The organism is Sphingobacterium humi (assembly GCF_009768885.1).
Lineage (GTDB): Bacteria > Bacteroidota > Bacteroidia > Sphingobacteriales > Sphingobacteriaceae > Sphingobacterium > Sphingobacterium humi.
In genome coordinates, this window is the sequence record NZ_WSQA01000013.1 from 49932 (window position 1) to 71757 (window position 21826).

The 21826-nt window shown below is 41.5% G+C and carries 21 protein-coding genes; 7 read left to right on the forward strand and 14 right to left on the reverse strand.

The window, feature by feature from the left end; all coding sequences use genetic code 11:
• The 6 genes from GQF63_RS15550 (at window position 1) to GQF63_RS15575 (ending at window position 7195) form a co-directional block, all read left to right on the forward strand.
• A complete protein-coding gene (locus GQF63_RS15550) occupies window positions 1-1419 on the forward strand; it encodes a RagB/SusD family nutrient uptake outer membrane protein (protein WP_160370159.1) in 1419 nt (472 codons plus the stop codon).
• Between the two features lie 12 nt (window positions 1420-1431).
• The gene (locus tag GQF63_RS15555; protein WP_160370160.1) at window positions 1432-2220 is read left to right on the forward strand and encodes a DUF4843 domain-containing protein; all 789 of its coding nucleotides are present in this window, start codon (window positions 1432-1434) and stop codon (window positions 2218-2220) included.
• A gap of 5 nt (window positions 2221-2225) precedes the next feature.
• Window positions 2226-3803: a PKD-like family lipoprotein gene (locus tag GQF63_RS15560; RefSeq protein ID WP_160370161.1), complete on the forward strand. Its 1578-nt coding sequence runs from the start codon at window positions 2226-2228 to the stop codon at window positions 3801-3803.
• 70 nt (window positions 3804-3873) lie between these two features.
• The gene (locus GQF63_RS15565; protein WP_160370162.1) at window positions 3874-5346 is read left to right on the forward strand and encodes a retropepsin-like aspartic protease; all 1473 of its coding nucleotides are present in this window, start codon (window positions 3874-3876) and stop codon (window positions 5344-5346) included.
• A 21-nt stretch (window positions 5347-5367) separates the two neighbouring features.
• On the forward strand, window positions 5368-6708 hold the full coding sequence (locus GQF63_RS15570) for a TlpA family protein disulfide reductase (protein WP_246163576.1): 1341 nt from the start codon (window positions 5368-5370) through the stop codon (window positions 6706-6708).
• A gap of 106 nt (window positions 6709-6814) precedes the next feature.
• Entirely contained in the window at window positions 6815-7195 is a 381-nt protein-coding gene (locus GQF63_RS15575; RefSeq protein WP_160370163.1) for a nuclear transport factor 2 family protein, read from the forward strand.
• 8 nt (window positions 7196-7203) lie between these two features.
• On the opposite strand, the gene GQF63_RS15580 is transcribed toward GQF63_RS15575, so the two are convergent.
• Window positions 7204-8187: an aldo/keto reductase gene (locus GQF63_RS15580; protein WP_160370164.1), complete on the reverse strand. Its 984-nt coding sequence runs from the start codon at window positions 8185-8187 to the stop codon at window positions 7204-7206.
• Window positions 8188-8341: 154 nt separating this feature from the next.
• Here GQF63_RS15580 and GQF63_RS15585 point away from each other — a divergent pair, with 154 nt between their 5' ends.
• Window positions 8342-8860 (forward strand): hypothetical protein, encoded by a 519-nt coding sequence (locus tag GQF63_RS15585; RefSeq protein WP_160370165.1) that lies wholly within the window; start codon window positions 8342-8344, stop codon window positions 8858-8860.
• Here the strand turns inward: GQF63_RS15585 and GQF63_RS15590 are convergent.
• From GQF63_RS15590 to rlmD, 13 genes are all read right to left on the reverse strand, one after another.
• Window positions 8857-9663: a M90 family metallopeptidase gene (locus GQF63_RS15590; protein ID WP_160370166.1), complete on the reverse strand. Its 807-nt coding sequence runs from the start codon at window positions 9661-9663 to the stop codon at window positions 8857-8859. The two genes, GQF63_RS15585 and GQF63_RS15590, sit on opposite strands and share 4 nt — an antisense overlap.
• Window positions 9664-9746: 83 nt before the next feature.
• A complete protein-coding gene (gene groL / locus GQF63_RS15595) occupies window positions 9747-11384 on the reverse strand; it encodes a chaperonin GroEL (RefSeq protein ID WP_160370167.1) in 1638 nt (545 codons plus the stop codon).
• Between the two features lie 91 nt (window positions 11385-11475).
• Window positions 11476-11751 carry a co-chaperone GroES gene (locus tag GQF63_RS15600; RefSeq protein WP_153512622.1) on the reverse strand — a complete coding sequence of 92 codons (276 nt, stop codon included), beginning with the start codon at window positions 11749-11751 and terminating at the stop codon, window positions 11476-11478.
• Window positions 11752-12533: 782 nt separating this feature from the next.
• Window positions 12534-12908 (reverse strand): preprotein translocase subunit SecG, encoded by a 375-nt coding sequence (gene secG, locus GQF63_RS15605; RefSeq protein WP_160370168.1) that lies wholly within the window; start codon window positions 12906-12908, stop codon window positions 12534-12536.
• 15 nt (window positions 12909-12923) lie between these two features.
• Window positions 12924-14063, reverse strand: a complete 1140-nt coding sequence (locus GQF63_RS15610; protein WP_160370169.1) for a hypothetical protein — start codon at window positions 14061-14063, stop codon at window positions 12924-12926.
• Between the two features lie 17 nt (window positions 14064-14080).
• Entirely contained in the window at window positions 14081-14602 is a 522-nt protein-coding gene (locus GQF63_RS15615; protein WP_160370170.1) for an LptE family protein, read from the reverse strand.
• Window positions 14603-14613: 11 nt separating this feature from the next.
• Window positions 14614-15885 carry a sigma-54 interaction domain-containing protein gene (locus tag GQF63_RS15620; protein WP_160370171.1) on the reverse strand — a complete coding sequence of 424 codons (1272 nt, stop codon included), beginning with the start codon at window positions 15883-15885 and terminating at the stop codon, window positions 14614-14616.
• Between the two features lie 23 nt (window positions 15886-15908).
• Complete coding sequence (miaB, locus tag GQF63_RS15625; RefSeq protein WP_160370172.1) at window positions 15909-17342, reverse strand: tRNA (N6-isopentenyl adenosine(37)-C2)-methylthiotransferase MiaB; 1434 nt, start codon at window positions 17340-17342, stop codon at window positions 15909-15911.
• A 112-nt stretch (window positions 17343-17454) separates the two neighbouring features.
• A complete protein-coding gene (locus GQF63_RS19800) occupies window positions 17455-18075 on the reverse strand; it encodes an acyltransferase (RefSeq protein WP_160370173.1) in 621 nt (206 codons plus the stop codon).
• A 201-nt stretch (window positions 18076-18276) separates the two neighbouring features.
• Window positions 18277-18966, reverse strand: a complete 690-nt coding sequence (locus GQF63_RS15635; RefSeq protein WP_212592607.1) for a YiaD family glycine zipper/OmpA-like lipoprotein — start codon at window positions 18964-18966, stop codon at window positions 18277-18279.
• 118 nt (window positions 18967-19084) lie between these two features.
• Window positions 19085-19843, reverse strand: a complete 759-nt coding sequence (locus GQF63_RS15640; RefSeq protein WP_160370174.1) for a hypothetical protein — start codon at window positions 19841-19843, stop codon at window positions 19085-19087.
• A gap of 62 nt (window positions 19844-19905) precedes the next feature.
• Entirely contained in the window at window positions 19906-20301 is a 396-nt protein-coding gene (locus tag GQF63_RS15645; RefSeq protein WP_160370175.1) for a hypothetical protein, read from the reverse strand.
• Entirely contained in the window at window positions 20301-21710 is a 1410-nt protein-coding gene (gene rlmD / locus GQF63_RS15650) for a 23S rRNA (uracil(1939)-C(5))-methyltransferase RlmD (RefSeq protein ID WP_160370176.1), read from the reverse strand. The genes GQF63_RS15645 and rlmD overlap by 1 nt, the downstream gene beginning before the upstream one ends.
• Window positions 21711-21826: the final 116 nt, after the last annotated feature.

Consider the following 21826-nt stretch of genomic DNA (forward strand, 5'->3'; position numbering starts at 1 on the left):
ATGAAATCATTAAAATCTAACAAAAACTTATATATCCTGCTTGCTTTCATTTTGTTGGGAGGCCTTTCCTCTTGTTCGAAATGGCTCGATGTAAAACCTGAAGATAAATTCTTAGAGGAGCATCTTTATAGCACCCCACAAGGAGTTGCAGAAATCGTCAATGGATTTTATGTAAAGCTTGGAACAGATGCCTTATATGGCTCCAACCTCTCCTCTACCATGTTAGACGTATTGGCGCAACGCTATCGCATTTCCTCCGACAAACACCCTTATTATTATTACAACAACTTCAGCTTTGCTGAAAGAGTTGTAGAAAACGGGATTGCGTCAGTATGGACACAAATGTATAACGTCATTGCTAACATAAATGATATGGTTAGGATTTTACCTACCGTAGAAAACGGCATGACCCAGGATCAAAAAAACCAGTATATCGGCGAGGCCATTGGCTTACGTGCGTTTATTCACTTCGATTTACTTCGCATGTTCGGCAAACCTTATGATGAAACTTCTAAAACCGAACCGGCAATTCCTTACTACCGGAATTTAACTACCGATGCTTCTCCGATTGAAAGTAGCGAACAAATTGCCGCTAAAATCCTGGAAGATATCGCTGAGGCTGAAAAACTATTGGCTAAAGATCCTATTATAACGGAAGGCAGCATGAAGAATTTCAACAATAACCGATTTAACATCTATGCTGTTAAAGCCTTAAAAGCACGGGTATACCAATGGATCAATGACAAGCCTGCGGCCTTGGCTGCAGCGCAAGAAGTGATTGCAGCTCAAGACAAATTCCCTTGGGTTAGTCATTCAGCCATTACCATTTCAGGCCCAAATACGGATCGTAAATTCTTTTCCGAGAATTTATTTTCGGTGTTCAACTCTAAATTAAACGACCTATACAATCGTTATTTTAACCCGAACTTATTAGAATCAGAGATTCTATCTACCTCAAAAGATAATATCATAGAAAAAGTGTATGAAAACAACACCTCTGACTATCGATATGTGTATCTATGGCCTATTTCTACAACCGGTATGCGCACCTTCACAAAATACCTGGAACTTAGTGACATTAAAAACTTATCACGCTTTATGGTTCCTGTCATGCGTATTTCTGAAATGTATTATATAGCGGCCGAGTCTTCCGAAGATCCTAAAGAAGGTTTAAGCTATTTAAATACGGTAAGGCAACACCGCAATATTATGGTCGATATTACGAATGCAAATTCCTTAAGAACTGAATTAACCAAAGAGTATCAAAAAGAATTCTTCGGCGAAGGACAGCTCTGGTATTATTACAAGCGTAATAAAATGACCAGCATTCCAACAACAAACAATGCTTGGAGAAATATGACCATTCCTCTTTCGCATTATCAGTTTAAATTACCTCTTGTAGAAACTACACCTCGCTAAGCATTAGAAAATATGAAAACTTTTAAAATACTAAGTATACTATTCGCTGCAACGGCATTAATGTACGCCTGCAAAGAAGATAAACTGTTGATGTATTCTGATGAAGAGGCAGGCAACAATATTTACTTTGTAGAGAAATACGAACGTAGACTTGCGGACTCCTTAATCCAAATCATCACCTTCGGCCGTGCTGAAGATGGCAAGAAAGATAGTCTGCTTAAACTTCCTGTAGCTATTACAGGAAGTGCGATAAACAAAGATCGTTTAATTCGCGTAAAACCGAGTGATACCTCCACGATGAAGGAGGGGGTACACTTCAAATTTAAAACGCCACCCATGATCCGCGCCAATAGAACCATCGATACCCTGTATGTGCAGCTTTTTCGCACAGCAGATATCTACGACAAAACGGTTTATGTAAATCTGGAATTGCAGCCTAATGAATATTTCAAAACAAATATTTTGACCAAAACTAATTTAAACGTGAAGCAAAATATTGTGAATTATTCCTTTTCCTTATCAGATCAGTTCCCTATTCCTTATTTATGGACAACATTCTCTGGAAAAAATACCGTAATCGGATTTTTTGGCCCCTATTCTCAACGGAAGGTGGAATTATTTTTCGAAGTCTTAGACGCTGACCGCGAGTTCTTCTATAACCCGGATGTGCCTTTAAGTATTGCAAAATTAATTAGCTATTCCTCGTATATGAAATACTGGCTGAACAAAGAAAAATCAGAAGGACGTACGCAATACGACGAAAACGGAAAAGAAATTACCATGGGATTATCAGCAAACTAAAAACAATGAAAACATCATCAACACTTATATTATGTTTCTTTATTGCACTATTTAGTAGCTGTAATAAAGATTTAGGAAATTACGATTATATAGAAGCGGATTCGCTACTGGTTACGAATTTGAAAGATACCATTGATATTAAACTCGGCGAAAACTTAAAAATAACACCGAACCTAGCATCGAAAACAAACCAAATCAATCAAGAAAACTTATCTTTTGAATGGGTTGCTTATGATAAATCACAAGTAGAAGCTAGCCAAAAACGTAAAATATTAAGCACGAAAAAAGATATTGACGTATTACCGGTATTAACGATAGGAACTTATCCTGTTTACCTTTCTATTACTGATAATGAAACCGGTAGCATCTGGACCTATCCTTTTACCTTAAATATTAAAGGAGCCTATCAGAAATATGGTTGGTTTGTTTTGTCAGACATTGCAGACAAAGGCCATTTATCGTTCATTGAAGATAATCCAGAAAAATGGAATTCCTATCCGAAAACGTACCATGATTTCCAAAACGTCCTCTTCAGTGAGCTGGATGGTTCACCTTTAGCAATTAACGGGAAACCAAAGTCCTTGGTGAATCATACCAACATGAATGCAGTCGTTAGAGCCGCTAAAAACTACTTGTATATCAATACAAGTGAGGGCACAACCCTTATTAACGTTTCGGATGGTATGTTATACAACCCATCAAAATATACCTTCCTCAATGAAACAGCATCCGGTAATCCGACCTCGGCAGACAGGGAGTTTGTTTTTACAGCGGGAAGTGCCATGGCCATGAAAAACGGAGATTTATACAGCATGCAATATACAATGCAGACCTATTATAACGTCCCTGTTAATAACGAAGCTTCTGGAAAAACCTATAAACTCTCTCCTTTTGTAGCTCTGCCTATGGGTAACGGAGGTGGTAATATCCTGCTTTTCGACAGTGAAGCAAAAAGATTCATGACTTACAAACATGGCTCTGCACGTGCCGCAGCCTTAAGTTCGGAAGGACAAGCTATCGATGTAACCGATACACAAATGGATTTGGTTTGGATGGGCCATACCTTAGCTTTTGATGGACAAGCTATCGCCGTGATGAAAGATAAAGCCGGCAAATTATTCCTATTGCGCATGACCTACACTGCCAATGCGGTGTTTCGCGTGGAATCATTAACCGAACTGGACGCTACATTTACCGATATTAATCAGGCTAAACATTTTGCAGTTGATAATCTGTATGGGTACTTTTTCTATGCAACCGACAATAAACTCTATCAATATGACCTAGATGCTAAGGTGTTAAAATTGGCCAAGGATTATGCCGGTAGAAAAATCACCCTGCTTAAAGCTCCTCATCAGGCTGCTTTAAAACCAGGCACGCCGACCTTTACCAAATACCAAGAACGGTTAGAGCCAATCTTATTTAGCATCCTGGTAGGATCCAATACGGAGAGCGCACCTACAAATTCAGGTAAACTGGAAGTATTACGCGTAAGTCCGTTAATGGGACCATTAAAAGAATCCTTTAAACCTTTCGAGGGCATGGGGAAAATTGTAGACGCTGTCTATATAGATAACGCCTAGTTCACCAAATATGCGTATAGTTAATTATGCAATTAACTATACGCTTTACACGACGCTATTAACAAAATCAATGAGAAAAGGATTATTTTCCTCTTGCTTAGCCATTGGCTTGCTTTCCTGCATACAGCCTACAAGCGCGCAGGAACAGCTCCGATTGCTTCAAGAAACCTTCAAAAAAAGAGACACGGCCATCCTCAACCCTATCTTGGCCGATAACTTTGCCATTGCCGGACAAACCGGAAAAAATGCGGCCTTCTGCTTACAGCAAATCGTACAGCGCTATCCGGCAAAACACATAAACGCCATTGAAGGCCAATCAAAAGATAAAAACAAAATTGCAGTTCTTTTTGAAGACGAAAAAGACAATAGAGATACCGCTTATATCCAATTAAACGAAGCAGGAAAAATTCGCTACATCAGCTTATTCGATAAGTTCTACGGCATGCAACGCAAGGAAAAAGCAAACCTTCGGGCAACTATTCCTTTTGAAAACCAGCATGGTTCCATCATTTTGGAACTCAAGATCAATGCCTATGAAAAGCCATTGCGCATGCTATTTGATACCGGTGCCGATGGTATGGCGGTTAGCCAAGAGCTAGCGGATGCCATAGGCCTGCAAGTTACTCGCGAGAATAAAGCATCGGTGGTTGGTGGCTCCCAACAAATTAAAGTATCCGACAACAATACCATCAAGATCCAAGAGCTGGAATTGAAGGATATGGGCATCGCCATCTTTCCCAATCGCAGTGATGACTATAGCGATGGTATCTTAGGAAACACCTTATTTCGCCGTTACATCACAGAAATAGACTACGACAATAACCTGCTCCGCCTTTACGATTTTGGGCCCTTAGACCACCCGAAAGACGCCAAGGTAATAGACTTCACCTTCCCTTCCGGCGTCGCCCATTTCAAAGGCAATTTGCAGGTAGCAAATGAAGGAAACAACGAAGGCGAATTTATTTTTGATACAGGTGCAGCCTATAGCCTCATCTGCTTCCGTCCCTTTGTGAAACAACACAAACTGTTGGTCTCCGGATTTAAACCCGAATCACAGGGAAGTACGGTAAGCCTTGGCATGGCGAGCCCTACGTTTACAGGCTACAGCAAATCGTTCCAACTGACAGGCTTGCCAGCCTTGGAAAATATGTTGGTCACCCTTATGGGGGGAAACAATACCAATAAAAACTGGGATCCAGGAGCCGATGGTTCCATTGGCGTCCGCTTATTGAGTCGCTATAATATCCGGATCAACCTTGCCGAAAACGAAATCAGCTTACAGCCCAATGCCTTAAGCAAACTGCCCGAAGATTTTATGCTGAAAGAACAATTGATAGGTTGGAATAACCAAGGTCAGTTAACCCTACTTAGCAGTATAGATATGGCAGCCATCGCCTATAAAGGAAAGGGTATTGATTCCATCAATGGCAAAAAAGCAGCAGAACTCAGCAAGAATCCAAAATTGATCCCTGCCCTCATCGAACAGGCAAAAACAGAAAAACTAGAAATAAAATTCAACGATAATCAAGCGATCAGCATCTAAACATTTTAACGAAAAACAAGCATGAAAAAATTCTTCAGTTTATTGATGACCCTATTTACGGCTGTTGCAGCTTTTGCACAAGCCAGTAATATTACCGGTACAGCCGATAAAGTCTTTATCGAAAATGTATCCCTATATAAAGTCCTGAACGGACGCTTACAAGAAGTAGCAACCAGTCGCCCCGATGCTGAGGGACGATTCGCATTCCGTTTCACACCCGAATACGAAGGGTTTTATGTGGTTGGAATAGGCAGCCCTTTAACAGGGATGAATAAATATAAATTCTATTTCAAAGGAAATGAAGAACTGACCATTAAATTAGGACGTAACTCTTGTGAATTGATCAGCAGCAATAGCCCAGAAAATAAGGCTTTAGACAAATGGAACAAGGCCAGCGCAGAAATTGCCTTAAAATCAACTTCCCCAGGAACACAGTCAACCTATGTAGATTTCTTCCCGCAGGTAGAAAGCCTTTACCAACAATTGCCGGCGTTGAAAAAAGGCGTAAAAACAGGAAATAAAGTATTCGATGCGAAATTCCCAACCTTGGTAGATTATGATTTCGCGTATTATGCAATCTCCTACAACTTGATGCCACGTTCTGCACATCCAGATGCCGATGAAATGAGCCCATATTACCAACAGTTTAATGCCGACCAGTTCATGACGGAGGAGTTGCTTCACTTACCTTACGGCGATCGCTTTTTAAACAACCTGGTGATTAACAAAAACATGGGTAAAAGTGGTTTCCCTAAAGAAGATGTAGTTGTAGCTAGCATTCCTTCCGACAAACTTAAAGGACAATATGTGGTAGCTAAAATGGAGCGCATTCGCTCGATGGAAGAGCTATTGGTAGCCAAAGACATGTACCAGAAGTACATTACTTTACCGGAACAAATTGAACGTGTAGCCGCAGTAGAGGCAAAACTTGCCGAAACAAAAGGTGGAGCCCCAGCGGTAAACTTTGCATACAACGATATCAACGGAAAAACAACAAGCTTAAAAGACCTGCGCGGAAAAGTAGTCCTTGTAGATATGTGGGCAACCTGGTGTGGCCCTTGTCGTGCGGAAGAACCGCATTGGGAAAAATTAAATGAAGAGTACAAAGGGAAAGATGTTGCCTTTGTAGGAGTTTCTGTCGATCAGGAAAAAGACAAATGGGAAGAGTATGTAAAAACAAAAGCCCTAAAAGGCTTACAATTACATGCTGGCCCAGATAACATGCTTTCTACGGCCTATAAAGTAACCGGTATTCCTCGTTACATCTTAATCGATAAACAAGGAAATATTATCGCTGCTGACAGCCCTAGACCATCAAATCCGAAATTAAAAGAACTTATCAACTCCTGGTTGAGCAAGTAAATAGTTTCATTGTTTAGTTAAGTGAAAGCGGCTCCAAAAAGCCGCTTTTTTTGATGCATACCATCCCCTATCAACATATTACAGATCTTTCGTATATTCGATGGCTATGGAAAAAAGAGAAGCAATCATCCGCAATTATATAAAGGCCTACAACAACTTTGATGTGGAAGGCATGTTAGCCGACTTTACCGAGGATATTATATTTGAGAATATTCAAAATCAGGTAACCACAGATTCCTTAACCGGAAAAGAGGCCTTTCGGGAACAAGCGGAACAAGCCAAGGATTTCTTTTCTCAGCGAAAGCAAACCATAAAGGCCATAAAACTTCAAGAAGATTACGTGGAAATAGATATCGATTACGAAGCAACGCTGGCGATCGACTTTCCAGGATCCATTAAAAAAGGTGAAAAGATAAACCTGCAGGGCAAGTCCATTTTCACCTTCAATACGGATTATAAAATCGAGAAACTGCTCGACATCAGTTAGCCTGCTCCTTAAAAAGCATCAACTACGGCGTTCACAAATTCCAATTCATCAGCATTTAATTGAATATCCATAGCCTTGGCGTTCTGTATCGCCTGCTCGGCATTTCTAGCACCGGCTAGCGCAATTGTAATACCAGGCCGTGCTAGGGTCCATCGCAATACCAATTGGCTTAAACTTGCATTTTTATCGTCCGCCAATGGCTTAATACGCTCCAACAGATTATTCGTTTTCTCGATAAAATCAGGCTGGAAATGTGCATGAGACGCCCGGTGATCGCCTTCCTGAAAGGTATAGCCCGGATGGATTTTACCCGTCAACAAACCCCGCTCTAAAGGACTGTAGGCCAGGATAGCATGTTCATGTTTGATGCAATAGGGTAAGGTTTCCTCTTCTATTCCCCGATTCACCATACTGTAAGGAATCTGATTGGAAACCAAAGCAATGGTTTTCTCCGCTTCCGCCATTTGAGCCGCATTATAATTACATACCCCCACATAGCGCACCTTCCCTTGGTCTACCAATTGCTGCACGGCTTCAAAAGTCTCCGCAATAGGCGTCGTACTATCGGGCCAATGGATCTGGTATAGATCGATATAATCGGTTCCCAGGCGCTTCAAACTTTGCTCGCACTCGTAGATAATAGATTCTTTACCGGCGTATTTATAGATTTCAATAGGTTCACCTTGATTATTCTTGCTGTGGAAGGCAAAGTCGCCTTTATCCAAATCCCAACGCATCCCGAATTTAGTGAGGAGCTGAACCTGATCTCGAGGGATCCCTTTAATGGCTTCTCCAACAATTTCCTCGCTGGTTCCTTGACCGTAAATCGGCGCCGTATCGATGGAGGTAACCCCCAGATCATACGCTGCTTTTATGGCTTCTATGGCATCATTCCGATCAGTCGAACCCCACATCCAGCCTCCGGCTGCCCAGGCCCCAAAAGTAATGGCAGAGACCTTTAATTCGCTATTTCCTAATGTTCTATATTCCATTTTAATACTATTGATTCTTATATTACGTTTACCTTGATACGTTAAAGTTATTTAATAATTTCCACTGCAACAAACCGAACAGCGACATGTATTTACTTAATATACAAACCATTAGCCTGCTCAATTGTTTACCAAGAAAGAAAAAACACGCTTTATGAAGTTTATTTATTATCCCTTTTCCATCCTATTGAGTTTATGTTTCGCTTGCGGAAATACCGATCAGCAAAAGAAGGACAGCTTAGATAGCAACGCCCGTACCGAAGAAAACACGACTGAAAATCAGGTAGATGCCGGTCAGGAAGTGCCTTATGTTTTGGCGCAGCATTACTTCGTTAAGTATACCGTTGCTGAAGATAAAAATGGGGCCTTTAAAATTGAAAGCCAAGCGGAATTTGATGAGCTATTTGCTGCAGCAGCAAGCATGGGAAATAATGGGATGCCTACCATCATCGATTTTAACCAGCAATTTGTTATTGCTATTATATCGCCCAGTTCGGATCTTGCCCCACAAATAGACCAAATCAGTCTGAAGAAACTGGCCGATGGCCTGCATTTGAATTATAAGGAAACCTTGGGCGAAAAACAAAGCTTTACCATGCGCCCCGTAGCATTATTAATAGTTGATAAGCAGTTTGATGGCCCGCTAAAAAGTGAAATCTTACAGGAAATCTAAGCTTCTGATGCCGCAGCCTTCGGGCTGTAAATCTCATTCAACAGCTCATATAATTCCGGATGATCTTCTTGCAGTAACTTCGGTTTTTGAAAGAAATATTCCGACAGTACAGCCAGAAACTCCGCTTGATTCGTTGCGGCATAATCGCGAATATCCGATTTATCCCGACGAATTAAGGAAATCGTTTCATGCATTTCCTCCAACCAGGGCGCCACTAATTCTTTGGGAATAAGGTATTCCGGAATACCATCCACCTCCCCATCAGCCTTATCAATTAAATGAACAAACTCATGGATGGCCGTATTGCTGCTTGCATTTTTTGCAAAGCCTGCCTCTAAGGCCGGGAGAGAAAGAATCATCTTGCGGTGCATGGCGCCATCACCCACCATACCCAAAATATTGCGCGCCTTATCCTCGGTATTGTATTTCTCATTGAACATCTCTGGATAGATCAAGACTTCATCTAGGTTTTCATAAGACCAATGCTCAAAATGGAATAAGGGAATAGTAGCACTCGCCGCCACCAATATCCGATGTTCATCTGTAATTTCCGCCCCTTTCTCTGCACTAATCTTGGTGGTCTGTAAAAAGTAGATCAGCCGTTTCACAAAGGTTTCCTGCTGTTGCGCATTCAGATGTTGAAAAAAGGAAACTCGCCCCCTGAGCACCAGCTCAATTTCCGTGGCGGAAGGCAAGGCCTTATTCACAATTTTCTTATTGCCTACGCGCTTCCAAACAAACCATATCAAGAGCCCCCCGAAAATAAAAAGCCCCAACGTAATAACGACCGGATCATATCCCATAACACAAAAATGGCTAAATAATAACAACAAAAAAAATAGCTGCCCAATGGACAGCTATTTTTATTTATCAGAAGCGATAGGGCTTACATCATGCCACCCATACCACCACCCATTGGAGGAGCACCTGCTCCTACTGGATTGTCTTCAACTTCGTCTGCAAGTACACACTCGGTAGTCAATAACATAGAAGCTACAGAAGCAGCATTCTCTAAAGCTACACGAGATACTTTCGTAGGGTCGATAACACCAGCAGCAATTAAGTTCTCGAACTTATCTGTACGTGCGTTATAACCAAAGTCTGCAGTACCTTCTTTTACTTTCTGTACAATAACCGCACCTTCGATACCGGCATTCGCACAGATTTGACGTAAAGGCTCTTCGATAGCACGTTTGATAATGTCGATACCAATTTGCTCATCTTCGTTATCACCTTTTAGGGTCGCTAACGCTTCAACCGAACGGATGAAAGCAACACCACCACCTGCAACGATACCTTCTTCTACAGCAGCACGTGTAGCATGTAAAGCATCATCAACGCGGTCTTTTTTCTCTTTCATTTCAACCTCAGTAGTAGCACCTACGTATAATACGGCTACACCACCTGATAACTTCGCTAAACGCTCTTGCAATTTCTCGCGATCGTAATCGGAAGTTGTAGTTTCAATTTGAGAACGGATTTGTGCTACGCGAGCTTTGATATCGTCGGCATTACCTGAACCATTGATGATGGTAGTATTGTCTTTATCAACAACCACTTTCTCTGCTTGGCCTAGGTAAGATAATTCTGCGTTTTCTAATTTGTAACCTCTTTCTTCAGAAATTACCGTTCCACCAGTTAAGATGGCGATATCTTCTAACATGGCTTTACGACGGTCTCCAAAACCTGGTGCTTTAACAGCAGCCACTTTCAGGGAACCACGGATTTTGTTAACTACCAAGGTAGCTAATGCTTCGCCATCAAGATCCTCAGCAATAATTAATAAAGGTTTACCTGTTTGTACTTGTTTTTCCAATACAGGCAACAATTCCTTCATGTTGCTGATTTTCTTGTCGTAAATTAAAATGTAAGGGTTATCTAATTCCGCTTCCATTTTGTCGGAGTTGGTTACGAAGTATGGTGATAAATAACCACGGTCGAATTGCATACCTTCCACTGTTTTCACTTCAGTTTCCGTACCTTTTGCTTCTTCAACAGTAATAACACCGTCGTTACCTACTTTTTCCATCGCCTCAGCAATTAATGAACCGATAACCTCGTCATTGTTTGCAGAAATAGAAGCTACTTGTTTGATTTTATTGTTGTCGGCACCAACCACTTGAGATTGTGTTTTCAAGTTGTTTACAACAGCTGCAACAGCTTTGTCGATACCACGTTTTAAGTCCATTGGGTTTGCACCTGCAGCTACAGATTTAATACCTGGAGCAACAATCGCTTGTGCCAATACAGTAGCAGTCGTCGTTCCATCACCCGCTTGATCAGCAGTTTTAGAAGCTACTTCTTTTACCATTTGTGCACCCATATTTTCTAATGCATCTTTCAATTCGATTTCTTTCGCTACAGAAACACCATCTTTAGTGATGGCTGGAGAACCGAATTTCTTCTCGATAATAACATTACGTCCTTTTGGTCCTAAAGTTACTTTTACTGCATTTGCTAAGGTATCAACACCTTTTTTCAGCGCGTCGCGAGCTTCAACGTTATATTTTACTTGTTTTGCCATGTTTAATGTAATTGTATAGTTGCAAGGCTAACAGCTCCTAAAGGGTCGGTAGACTTGCGTTTAGATTGTGAATACTGTGTGTTTGATTGAATTACAGAACTGCGTAAATATCAGCTTCACGCATAATTAAATATTCTTTGCCTTCATAAGTAATCTCAGTACCAGCATATTTACCGTATAATACTTTATCACCTACTTGTACCGTAAGGGGTTCTTCCGGTTTACCAGTACCTACAGCAACGATAGTACCTTGAGAAGGTTTCTCTTTTGCTGTATCCGGGATATAGATACCAGACGCTGTCTTTTCTTCTGCTGGAGCAGGTTCAACTACTACTCTGTCTCCGATAGGTTTAATACTTAAAGCCATAATTGTATATCAAATGTTAATTATTTATTCGTTTACTTTTCCTTATGGCATCACTAACTATGCCAATCGATTTTAAGCCCTTTTTATTGTCATTTTTTCCTTTTTACAGACATTTTCCTGACATATCCATTTAGATAGCAGTGCCAAGCTGTCACTTTTGCAAGGAAGAGGGTAATAATTGGATTTGTTGTGGGCTGTTGAACTGCCATTGATAAGCCTTTTCTGACCTCTTGCAAAGCCTAGTTGAAAGGGGCTTGAAAGGGGAGTGAAAGGGGTGAGAAAGGGAGGAGAAAAGGAGGAGAGCTGGCGGTGTTTGGTTTTTGGTTTGTTGTTTTATCATCAATTTGTCATCAATCTGTCATCAATCTGTCATGGTGAGCGGAGTCGAACCACGAACGACTGGTACGTCAGTGCAATCCACCACACCTAATACTCTTTACACCACCCACTTAATTAACAAACTATCGTTTTCTACGCGTTCTGATGCAGCGATTGTTCGTCTTTCAGCTCCGCGATGACATGTTTTTGTAATAAACTGTAAATAAGGTTATTATATATTGTGGTTTGTATTGACGTACCAGTCGTTCGTGGTTCGTGGTTCGACTCCGCTCACCATGACAAAATGATGACAAACCCATGGCAAAATGATGGAAACACGATGACAAAACGATAACAACACAGGCAGTAACGTTAAAAAAAAACATCCCCTACTTTCCAGTAGAGGATGTCATTTATCTTGTGCTTATGCTAAAACATAAGCCATTAAAGCATTTAAGCTTCGTTTATTTCGTTGAATCTGTTGCGGCAGGTGTTTGTGCGGCAGGAGCTTCTGTACCTGTAGACGGTGCTATAGGTGTAGCTGTTGGGTTTAAGTTTAAGCTAGGGCCTTGAACGGGTGCTTCAATTTGATCATCCAATCCGCCAGTGCTTCCAGCAGATGGGCCTGCAACGTTCACCGCAATGCTGAATACCATTAAGGAAATAATTAAAATCCAAGTACCTTTCTCTAAGATATCACCGGTACGTTGTACCCCCATTAAGTTCGCTCCTCCGGAGAATCCTGACGATAAACCGCCACCTTTCGGATTTTGTATTAATACAAAAAACGATAATAATAAGCTCACTAAAATAATAAGGATAATAAATAAGGTTGTCATTTTTATATATCTATTTTATAACTTTTGTTCCAATTCTTTAATTCGGAGCGCAAAGTACGATTTTTTTTCTGGATTCTCGGAAATTAATTTTTTAAATACCAAAATTGCTTTTTCGTACATCCCCTGCCCTTCGTATATGTTTGCTAAGGTCTCTGTTACAACCGTTAAATGGTCCTCAGAGCTGCGTCTAGCTTTGTTTTCGGTGTTTATTTCTTCGGCTCGTGGCGGTTGAATCTGAGGTTCCTCCCGGATAAATTTCGCGATAACTTCATCGCTATCTTGCACCGGATTGAACTCCACCGTATCCTTCTTGTATTTTTCACTCAGCTTATCCTCCGGATTCTGCAAATGAAAAATGTTCTCCCGGATTTGCTGGTCTAAAATAGCCTCATCTAATTTCTTCGCATCAAACTGCCCCTTGTGTGGTTTTGGAAAAGAAGGCGTAGCAAAAGGCTGGTAGGTATCGGCATGCTCTAAACGGGTTTTATATAACCACCAACGGAAACTATAAGGCATCAGTTCATCGTTGTATAAACTGATATCCTCTTCCGAGCGAGCGCCTATTTCTTCTTCTTCAACAGCTATAGGGGAATCCTCCTCCTCCTCAACTTCCGCTTCGGGCTCCTCCTCGACTTCTGGCGTTTCTTCTTCCTGAACCACCTTCGCCGCTCTAGGCTTAGCCCCTAAAGCATACTTTTCGTAATCGAACAGTTGGCTTTCATCCAACTCCTCTTCCTCCTCAACTTCCGCTGCTATACTTGCGGCAGGACTAGCCTCCACCTCTGCAATGACAAATTCCTCCGTCGACACCTCCTCGTTCTGCTCTTCTGCTACAGGAACATTCGTAGTTGTGGCTTCCAGCATGTCCTCCGTAGGCTCCAACTCTTCAAAGCTGATATATTCGTCGGAATCAACCTCCAACTCAGGGATTTCCTTAATCGGTTTCTGCAAGTAATCCTTTAACCAGAACGCATTGTAAGCATATAATAAGGTTTTCTGCTTATCAATGGGCTTTTGTTCCAGTTGCTTTTTGCGTTCATTTGCAAAAACCAAGGGTTGCGCATAAGGATATTTGGAAAGCAGGCGTTGAAAATCCGGCTCACTGACTTCGAGTGGGTTTTCTAATGCTTTTCTAAATAGTTGAAGTTGATCCATTGTTTTCCTTAAGTAGATTACCAGTTGTTGAATGCTTTGTTAAAAACATCCTCTGTTAGCATTTTCACGATTTCCTGTGCCAGGTTAGTCTCCTGAGAGGTGAAATCGCCCCTGTATTCCTTAAACTGCGTAAAGGACTCCTCAAAATCACTCTCACCGGTTGGGTCCTTGATATTTTTATAAGTTACTTTCACCGTAATGGTTAAGCGGTTTAAGGCCGCCATATCGGTGTTGGACTCTACCGCCGCTGCTGTAATTGCATAATTCGTGATGACACCTTCAAAGGTCGCATCGCCATCTTGATTCACCTGGCTTAATCTGGATTGCGTACGAATGCGCTCTTTTAAGCCCTCCGTAAAATTCTGACTTAAATTCGGATTTACAATAGGCGAGATATTCTCGAAGAATGCAACAGAATAGGTTTTGAGGTTTTCAGGAATGGAACCTCCCGATAAACTATAACTGACTCCACAGCCTTGTAACATGCAAATCATCAAGCCCATGAGGCCGCTGAAGATTATTGCGTTGATCTTACTCATTAATAATAAGCTTATTCGAGGTTCAAATCTTTAATTTTTCTATAAAGCGTACGTTCTGAAATGCCCAATTCCTGGGCGGCAGCTTTCCGCTTTCCTTTATGCTTTTTCAGGGCCTTCTTAATCAAGTCCGACTCTTTATCCAATAAAGATAAGGATTCTTCCACTTCCTCCACATCCTGGGTATCATAAGTTAGGTAATCGTTATTATTACCATGCTGTTGATTCGGGTTATGAATAGTTAAGGTAGCAGGCTGCTGCATATTGTACTCTTCATTAACCATAGCATTGGCTGCTGGCCTTACTTCCTGATAGAGCTGATTGATATAAGGGGAATTTTGCTCAATGGTTCCCGGATTAAATCCGTTCTGGATCAATTCCACCACCAATTTCTTTAAGTCCACCATATCCTTACGCATATCGAACAACACCTTGTACAACAGGTCTCTTTCCGAGAAACTCTCCTTGTTGGCGTCTTTTACTGCCATGGGTAGGGTGGTTTGCGATTCTGCGGGGATATAATTGCTTAATATTTGTGCCGTAACGACGCGTTCCTTTTCCAGGACGGCAATTTGCTCGGCGATATTTTTTAACTGGCGCACATTACCTGGCCAGGAATAATTCGTCAAAAGGTCTTGCGCATCGGGTGTCAGCTGAATGCCCGGCGTGCGGTACTTATCAGCGAAGTCAACCACAAACTTGCGGAACAACAAGTAGATATCCTCCTTACGTTCGCGCAAGGCTGGAATGCGCAATGGAACGGTATTTAATCGGTAGTATAAATCTTCGCGGAACTTACCTTTCTTCACGGCCTCAAATACATCCACATTGGTAGCTGCAACCACGCGTACATTGGTTTTCTGTACTTTGGAGGAACCTACGCGGATATACTCACCACTTTCCAATACACGTAATAAACGAGCCTGGGTGCCTAAGGGCAACTCACCAACTTCGTCCAGGAAAATCGTTCCGCCATCAACCACCTCAAAATAACCTTTACGGGCTTCATGCGCACCGGTAAACGATCCTTTTTCGTGACCAAAAAGCTCGGAATCGATCGTTCCTTCCGGAATTGCACCACAGTTTACCGCAATAAATGGCCCATGCTTGCGCCCGCTTAATTGATGGATAATATGAGAAAAGACTTCCTTCCCGGATCCACTTTCACCTTGAATCAAAACCGATATATCGGTAGGTGCCACTTGGCGTGCAATATCAATAGCACGGTTTAATAAGGGCGAATTTCCAATGATTCCAAACCTATTCTTTATATCCTGATGATCCATTTATCTCCTTTTACTTTTGATAATTAGTCAACGATCCTTCCAATCAAGGTAGCCGATGTACAGCTCTCCCCTAATACATTCACATAATCGCCCACCTTATAGCGCGCATCCATTGGGAATACCACCATGGTGTTCTGATCGTTACGACCACAATAATCCTGATCGGAACGCTTGGAGAAGCCTTCGATCAATACGCGTTGTACCTTGCCTACAAAGTTCTGAATGCGGTATAAGCTATGCGCGCGTTGTAAATCGACAACTTCCGTTAAGCGGCGTTTCTTCACCTCTTCCGGAATATCATCGGCATAACGCTTCGCCGCCAAAGTACCTGGTCGTTCAGAATAAGCAAACATGTAAGCATAATCGTACTTCACGTAATCCATCATGGAAAGGGTTTCCTGATGTTCTTCTTCCGTTTCTGTACAGAAACCGGTAATCACGTCGGTAGAAATACCACATTCTGGGATAATACGACGGATAGCATCTACCCGACCCTTATACCATTCGCGGTCGTAAGTTCTGTTCATCAATTCCAATACGCGGGAGTTGCCCGACTGTACCGGCAGGTGGATGTACTTACAGATATTTTCATAACGCGCCATGGTATACAATACCTCATCGGTAATGTCTTTCGGATGGGAAGTAGAAAAACGAATACGTAATTCCGGGCTCACCTCGGCCACCTTGCCCAATAGCTGTGCAAAATTAACCGTAGGTTGTTCTTCTTCGCCCTCCGCTACTTTTGGCGTGTATTTATAAGAGTCAACGTTCTGACCCAATAAGGTTACTTCTTTATACCCTGCATTGAATAAATCTTGCGCTTCTTTTACGATAGAGTCTACATCTCTACTGCGCTCGCGACCGCGTGTAAACGGCACAACACAGAAAGAACACATATTATCGCAACCACGCATAATGGAAATAAACGCAGAAATACCGTTGGAATTCAGACGTACCGGATTGATGTCGGCATAGGTTTCTTCACGCGATAACAATACGTTCACCGCACGTCCACCCTCATCTACCTTTTCAATTAAATTCGGCAAATCACGGTAAGCATCTGGCCCTACAACTACGTCCACAAGTTTCTCTTCTTCGAGGAACTTCGCTTTCAAGCGCTCGGCCATACATCCTAATACACCTACCACCATGCCTGGGTTCTTCGCTTTTGCAGACTCAAATTCCTTCAGCCTGTTGCGCACGCGTTGCTCCGCATTCTCACGGATGGAACAGGTATTGATAAACACCACATCGGCTTCTTTAAAGTCACGGGTAGTTTCGTATCCTTTGTCCATTAAGATGGACGCAACAATCTCACTATCAGAAAAGTTCATCTGACAGCCATAGCTTTCAATATATAATTTGCGACCATTTGATGATCCAGTTGGCACCAGCTCCAATGCTTCCCCCTGGCGTGATTCATCGTGCGTTTTGGTAGTATGTGTTAACTCTAACATAGTCAAATTTCAAAGACTACAAAGTTAGTAATTAAAAACGAAAAGAAATGACAGTTTGTCAGCACATGGCTAAAATTTAACAAAAAATAAGCTAGGGAGTGGACGCTGTTTGTTAATTCCAGCTGACATCTTGTTTAATTACTTTGGCTGGCACGCCAGCAACCAGTGCTCGAGCTGGCACATCTTTATTCACCAAAGCTCCTGCAGCAATTACGGCACCTTCTCCTATCGTAACACCTTTCAGTATAATAGCATTCATTCCAATCCAAACATGGTCACCAATATGGATAGGTTGAGTCATTTGCTCTTTGGTATTACCATTTAAATGGTGATTATCTGAATCGCGGATGACCACATTTTCAGCAATTGCGACCCCCTCCCCGATTGCTATCTTCGAAAAGCAGGCGATATTTACATTATTGTTGATATAGCCACTACCCAATTGTAGAACTGCACCTTCATTGACACTTATTTTCCCGCCCGCATACAAATGGAATACACCATTAACAACTAATTGTGCATTATCTTTAAGAATAAGCTCGAAGGAATAGGGTGATGACCCGGCCCAAGAACAGTTGATCCCAAATTTCTGATGGGCAATAACTTTGGCGCTGGGCCGAATGAATAATCTTGTATTTCGGTACACAATAAATTTCCCTAGACAGGAAAATCTACTCCCCCAATAAACTGTTTTTAATAGATGGATTCTTCTAGAGAATATTTTTTTAAACATAATAGGCGCAAATCGAATACAGTAAAGATTTATACCACAATTATACCTATTTATGCTCACGAAATATTCATATCGTAATAAGAATTTACTTAACTGTAGTATAGCAATTACAATTCAACTGGCGCAGCCATTAAAATAAAAGTTCCTGACAGCAATTAAGCCATCAGGAACTTTTATCCAATATTATTTCTAGTCGTTTTCTTATTGACCAGTTTGTTGTTTAGCTTCTTCTTGCATTTTCTTAGAAGCCACAATAACGATCTCTACACGACGGTTTTCTGCTCTACCTGCATCCGTATCGTTAGAAGCAATAGGCTCTGAGTAGTTTTTACCTTCAGTTCTTACACGTGAGCTGCTTAAACCTTTCGATACAGCGAATGATTTTACTGATGCCGCACGGCCATCAGAAACTTTCTGGTTGGCAGATAAGCTACCTACGTTATCGGTGTGACCTAATACTAAGATTTCAGTATCTGGCTCTTTATTTAAGGTTTCAACCAATTTAGCAATGTTTTCTTTAGCAGATGCTTTCAATGCTGTACTGTTAAAATCGAATAAGATACCCGAATCAAACTTCACTAAGATACCTTCACCCACTTGCTCTACTTCCGCACCAGCAACAGTGTTTTCGATTTCTTTCGCTTGTTTATCCATTTTCTTACCAATCAAAGTACCAGCAGCACCACCAATTACAGCACCTGCGATAGCACCTACAGCTGTATTACCAGCTTTACCACCGATTAATGCACCGATTGCACCACCAGCAGCTGTACCTACCACAGCACCTTTAGTTGTGTTACTTGTATTTTGAATAGTGGAACAGCTTGCAAATAACATCGCCGATGTTGCAACTGTTAAACCGTAAACCGCAAATCTTTTATTCATTTTCATAATCACTAATTTTATCTTTATACTTATATATTCTATTAAGAATTTAAAGTTTTGCAAAGCCAATGCCAAACTGCTATTTCAATAAGCGCACGGATACAAACCACTGAATTTCAATGTATTATTTTTGTTGCTCAGGTATCTCAAGCTTGGGTAAGCGTTGAGATTTTGGACGGCCCTGTGCATCCCAAGACTTAAAGGAGTTGGAAATATAGGTCATTAAATCATATTGCCCCCAATATTGCGCAGTGGAATAGGAAGGACGATAAAGATCCATAAAGGATTGCAATTCATCCCCTTCTAACTTGGTCAGCTCGGAAACAATGGTTTTATTAAAAATACGGTCAACTTTGGTGGCTTCCAGCTCGACATTCATGTACTTCTCAAAACGCTTCGCGTTTTTGGCTTCTTGCCCAAACAGGTTGTATAAAGCGGTAGCCGGACTTGCTAAATAGGTCCCGAACTTATTGTGTCCACCGTTATAGATCCCTTTCTTGCGGAAATCATCCAGATAGCCACGCATTTCAGCCTCTTTGGTACTACGCGTCACGATAACTGTTTCGATTTGTAAGCCTGGCTGTAAATCAATTAAGATATCCTCTAAGGTGCGGACGATGGTCTTCACAGGACCATAACCTACTTTGTTTAGCGACAAGGTATCCCCTATGCTTACAGGCATTACAAAAACACCATAAGCATTGGAGCGCGTGGTATAGTTACTTCTTAAATTCGTGATATTGGCATCACCAATACGGTTGCTTGTTCCCTTTTCCAGCACCAGCCCGGAAATAGATCCCGACTCTTGTGCTTGTAACGAGTAGCCCGTAAAAAGCGTGAATAGGATGCTCAATAAAGCGATATTTCTTAGATTTCTAAACATAAATATGCTAAAGGTAATAATAGTTTAGACTACCAAATGTTAAAAAGTTTAAAATAAACAGCTTATTGATAGGGATAGAATACAAAGTTAGCTCCCTCAGGAACAATCACGAATAAACACATATAATCGTTAGCAGGCTTGAAGCTTTTGATAAAGAAATCTTTCTTATCATCCTTGATGATTCCCTTTTCCACAAACTCTTCTAAAGAGCTCGCATGGATGGTCCAGGAGGTATTCAATTCTCCACGATCGAGAATTACTTCACCCAAATCAACCTGGTGTTGATGGGCAACAAAAATAGGATACAAGGTATATCCTTCGGCCATTAACTCCACGGATACTTCTTGAATGGCTTCTTTATAAAATGTTAAATCACTTTTTAAACTTACCAAGGGGCTTTGGCCTTTACCAGGCTCTTGTTCGCCCTCTTGTCGGTTCAATAGGTCTTGTAAATCCATTATCTTTTTAATTTTAGAAGCACCACATTCTCCACATGCTGCGTATGCGGGAACATATCGACAGGCTTAATGCGTGCTACGTCATACTTACTTTGCAACAATTCTAGGTCACGCGCTTGTGTTGCCGCATTACAGCTTACATACACCACCTTCTCGGCCTCCATTTCCAGAATACGCTCTACCACATCGGCATGCATTCCGGCACGCGGAGGGTCAGTAATTACCACATCCGGCTTACCGTGCTCAGCAATAAATTCAGAGGTAAGTACGTCCTTCATATCACCAGCATAGAACTTGGTATTGGCTATCCCATTGATGGCAGAGTTTACTTTAGCATCTTCAATAGCCGTAGGCACATATTCTACACCGACAACCTCACGGGCAGTTTTAGCAACAAAGTTGGCAATCGTACCTGCACCGGTGTATAAATCGTATACTAGCTCATCACCTTTTAGTTCAGCAAACTCACGGGTAATCTTATACAGTTCATAAGCTTGGCGGGAGTTTGTTTGATAGAACGACTTCGGCCCTACCTTAAATTTCAGCCCTTCCATTTCCTCATAAATGAAGTCGCGGCCTGCATAAATATGGATATCTTGATCGAAGATCGTATCGTTTCTTTTTTGATTGATGATATATAATAAGGAGGTAATCTGTGGGAACTTGTCTTGGATAAAAGACATCAGTTGCTCAACCTGTCCTTCTTCCGGATAAGCAAAGACTACCATCACCATTAACTCGCCTGTAGAAGAGGTACGGATAATTAAGTTCCGTAGGGAACCTTCATGCTGCTTTAAATCGTAAAAAGACATCTCCTGTTCTTTTGCAAAGGCGAAGATGCTGTTACGAAGCTCGTTGGAAGGGTCTTGTTGCAGATAACAATGGTCTACCGTTAAGATTTTATCAAAACGTCCAGGAACATGGAAGCCTAGAGCGTCCATAGAATCGCCGGGCTGCACATCATCCAGATCCGTTAGCCAACGTTTATTGGAAAAGGTATATTCTAATTTATTGCGGTAATAGCTGGTATCTTCTGAGGGAAGGATAGCTTCCATATCCGATACATCGACTTTCCCAATGCGAGAAAGGGCATTCCCAACATATTGCTCTTTAAACTTCAACTGCGCCTCATAGCTCATATGCTGCCATTTACAACCACCACAAACACCGAAGTGCGAACAGAAAGGCTCAACCCGGTAAGCGGAAGGCTGCGTAATATTCGTCACTTTCCCTTCAACAAAGCTTTTCTTCTTACGTAGCAATTCCACATCTACAACATCCCCCGGCACGGCACGTTCAATAAAATAAACGAGATTATCCTGTTTGGCAACTCCTTTTCCCTCTTCCGCAATATCAATGATAGACAGACCAGTAACAAACTTCTTGTCTTGAGCAATTCTTCTTCCCATAGGACGCAAAAATACAGATTAGATGTGAGATATGAGATAGGAGATTTGAGAATAAGCAAGTGCTAATCAACAGCAAACTTATTGTAGGTGAAAATACAGCATTTCATAAAGAAAAC

Bases quoted from the DNA above. Each gene is read 5' to 3' on its own strand.
- GQF63_RS15615 (WP_160370170.1), bottom strand. From the start codon at position 14,602: ATGAGTAAGATCAACGCAATAATCTTCAGCGGCCTCATGGGCTTGATG.
- GQF63_RS15645 (WP_160370175.1), bottom strand. From the start codon at position 20,301: ATGGATTTACAAGACCTATTGAACCGACAAGAGGGCGAACAAGAGCCT.
- GQF63_RS15550 (WP_160370159.1), top strand. From the start codon at position 1: ATGAAATCATTAAAATCTAACAAAAACTTATATATCCTGCTTGCTTTC.
- miaB (WP_160370172.1), bottom strand. From the start codon at position 17,342: ATGTTAGAGTTAACACATACTACCAAAACGCACGATGAATCACGCCAG.
- GQF63_RS15580 (WP_160370164.1), bottom strand. From the start codon at position 8,187: ATGGAATATAGAACATTAGGAAATAGCGAATTAAAGGTCTCTGCCATT.
- GQF63_RS15620 (WP_160370171.1), bottom strand. From the start codon at position 15,885: ATGGATCATCAGGATATAAAGAATAGGTTTGGAATCATTGGAAATTCG.
- GQF63_RS15570 (WP_246163576.1), top strand. From the start codon at position 5,368: ATGAAAAAATTCTTCAGTTTATTGATGACCCTATTTACGGCTGTTGCA.
- GQF63_RS15635 (WP_212592607.1), bottom strand. From the start codon at position 18,966: ATGAAAATGAATAAAAGATTTGCGGTTTACGGTTTAACAGTTGCAACA.
- GQF63_RS15585 (WP_160370165.1), top strand. From the start codon at position 8,342: ATGAAGTTTATTTATTATCCCTTTTCCATCCTATTGAGTTTATGTTTC.
- secG (WP_160370168.1), bottom strand. From the start codon at position 12,908: ATGACAACCTTATTTATTATCCTTATTATTTTAGTGAGCTTATTATTA.
- GQF63_RS19800 (WP_160370173.1), bottom strand. From the start codon at position 18,075: ATGTTTAAAAAAATATTCTCTAGAAGAATCCATCTATTAAAAACAGTT.
- rlmD (WP_160370176.1), bottom strand. From the start codon at position 21,710: ATGGGAAGAAGAATTGCTCAAGACAAGAAGTTTGTTACTGGTCTGTCT.
- GQF63_RS15640 (WP_160370174.1), bottom strand. From the start codon at position 19,843: ATGTTTAGAAATCTAAGAAATATCGCTTTATTGAGCATCCTATTCACG.
- GQF63_RS15555 (WP_160370160.1), top strand. From the start codon at position 1,432: ATGAAAACTTTTAAAATACTAAGTATACTATTCGCTGCAACGGCATTA.
- GQF63_RS15590 (WP_160370166.1), bottom strand. From the start codon at position 9,663: ATGGGATATGATCCGGTCGTTATTACGTTGGGGCTTTTTATTTTCGGG.
- GQF63_RS15575 (WP_160370163.1), top strand. From the start codon at position 6,815: ATGGAAAAAAGAGAAGCAATCATCCGCAATTATATAAAGGCCTACAAC.
- GQF63_RS15565 (WP_160370162.1), top strand. From the start codon at position 3,874: ATGAGAAAAGGATTATTTTCCTCTTGCTTAGCCATTGGCTTGCTTTCC.
- GQF63_RS15610 (WP_160370169.1), bottom strand. From the start codon at position 14,063: ATGGATCAACTTCAACTATTTAGAAAAGCATTAGAAAACCCACTCGAA.
- GQF63_RS15560 (WP_160370161.1), top strand. From the start codon at position 2,226: ATGAAAACATCATCAACACTTATATTATGTTTCTTTATTGCACTATTT.
- GQF63_RS15600 (WP_153512622.1), bottom strand. From the start codon at position 11,751: ATGGCTTTAAGTATTAAACCTATCGGAGACAGAGTAGTAGTTGAACCT.
- groL (WP_160370167.1), bottom strand. From the start codon at position 11,384: ATGGCAAAACAAGTAAAATATAACGTTGAAGCTCGCGACGCGCTGAAA.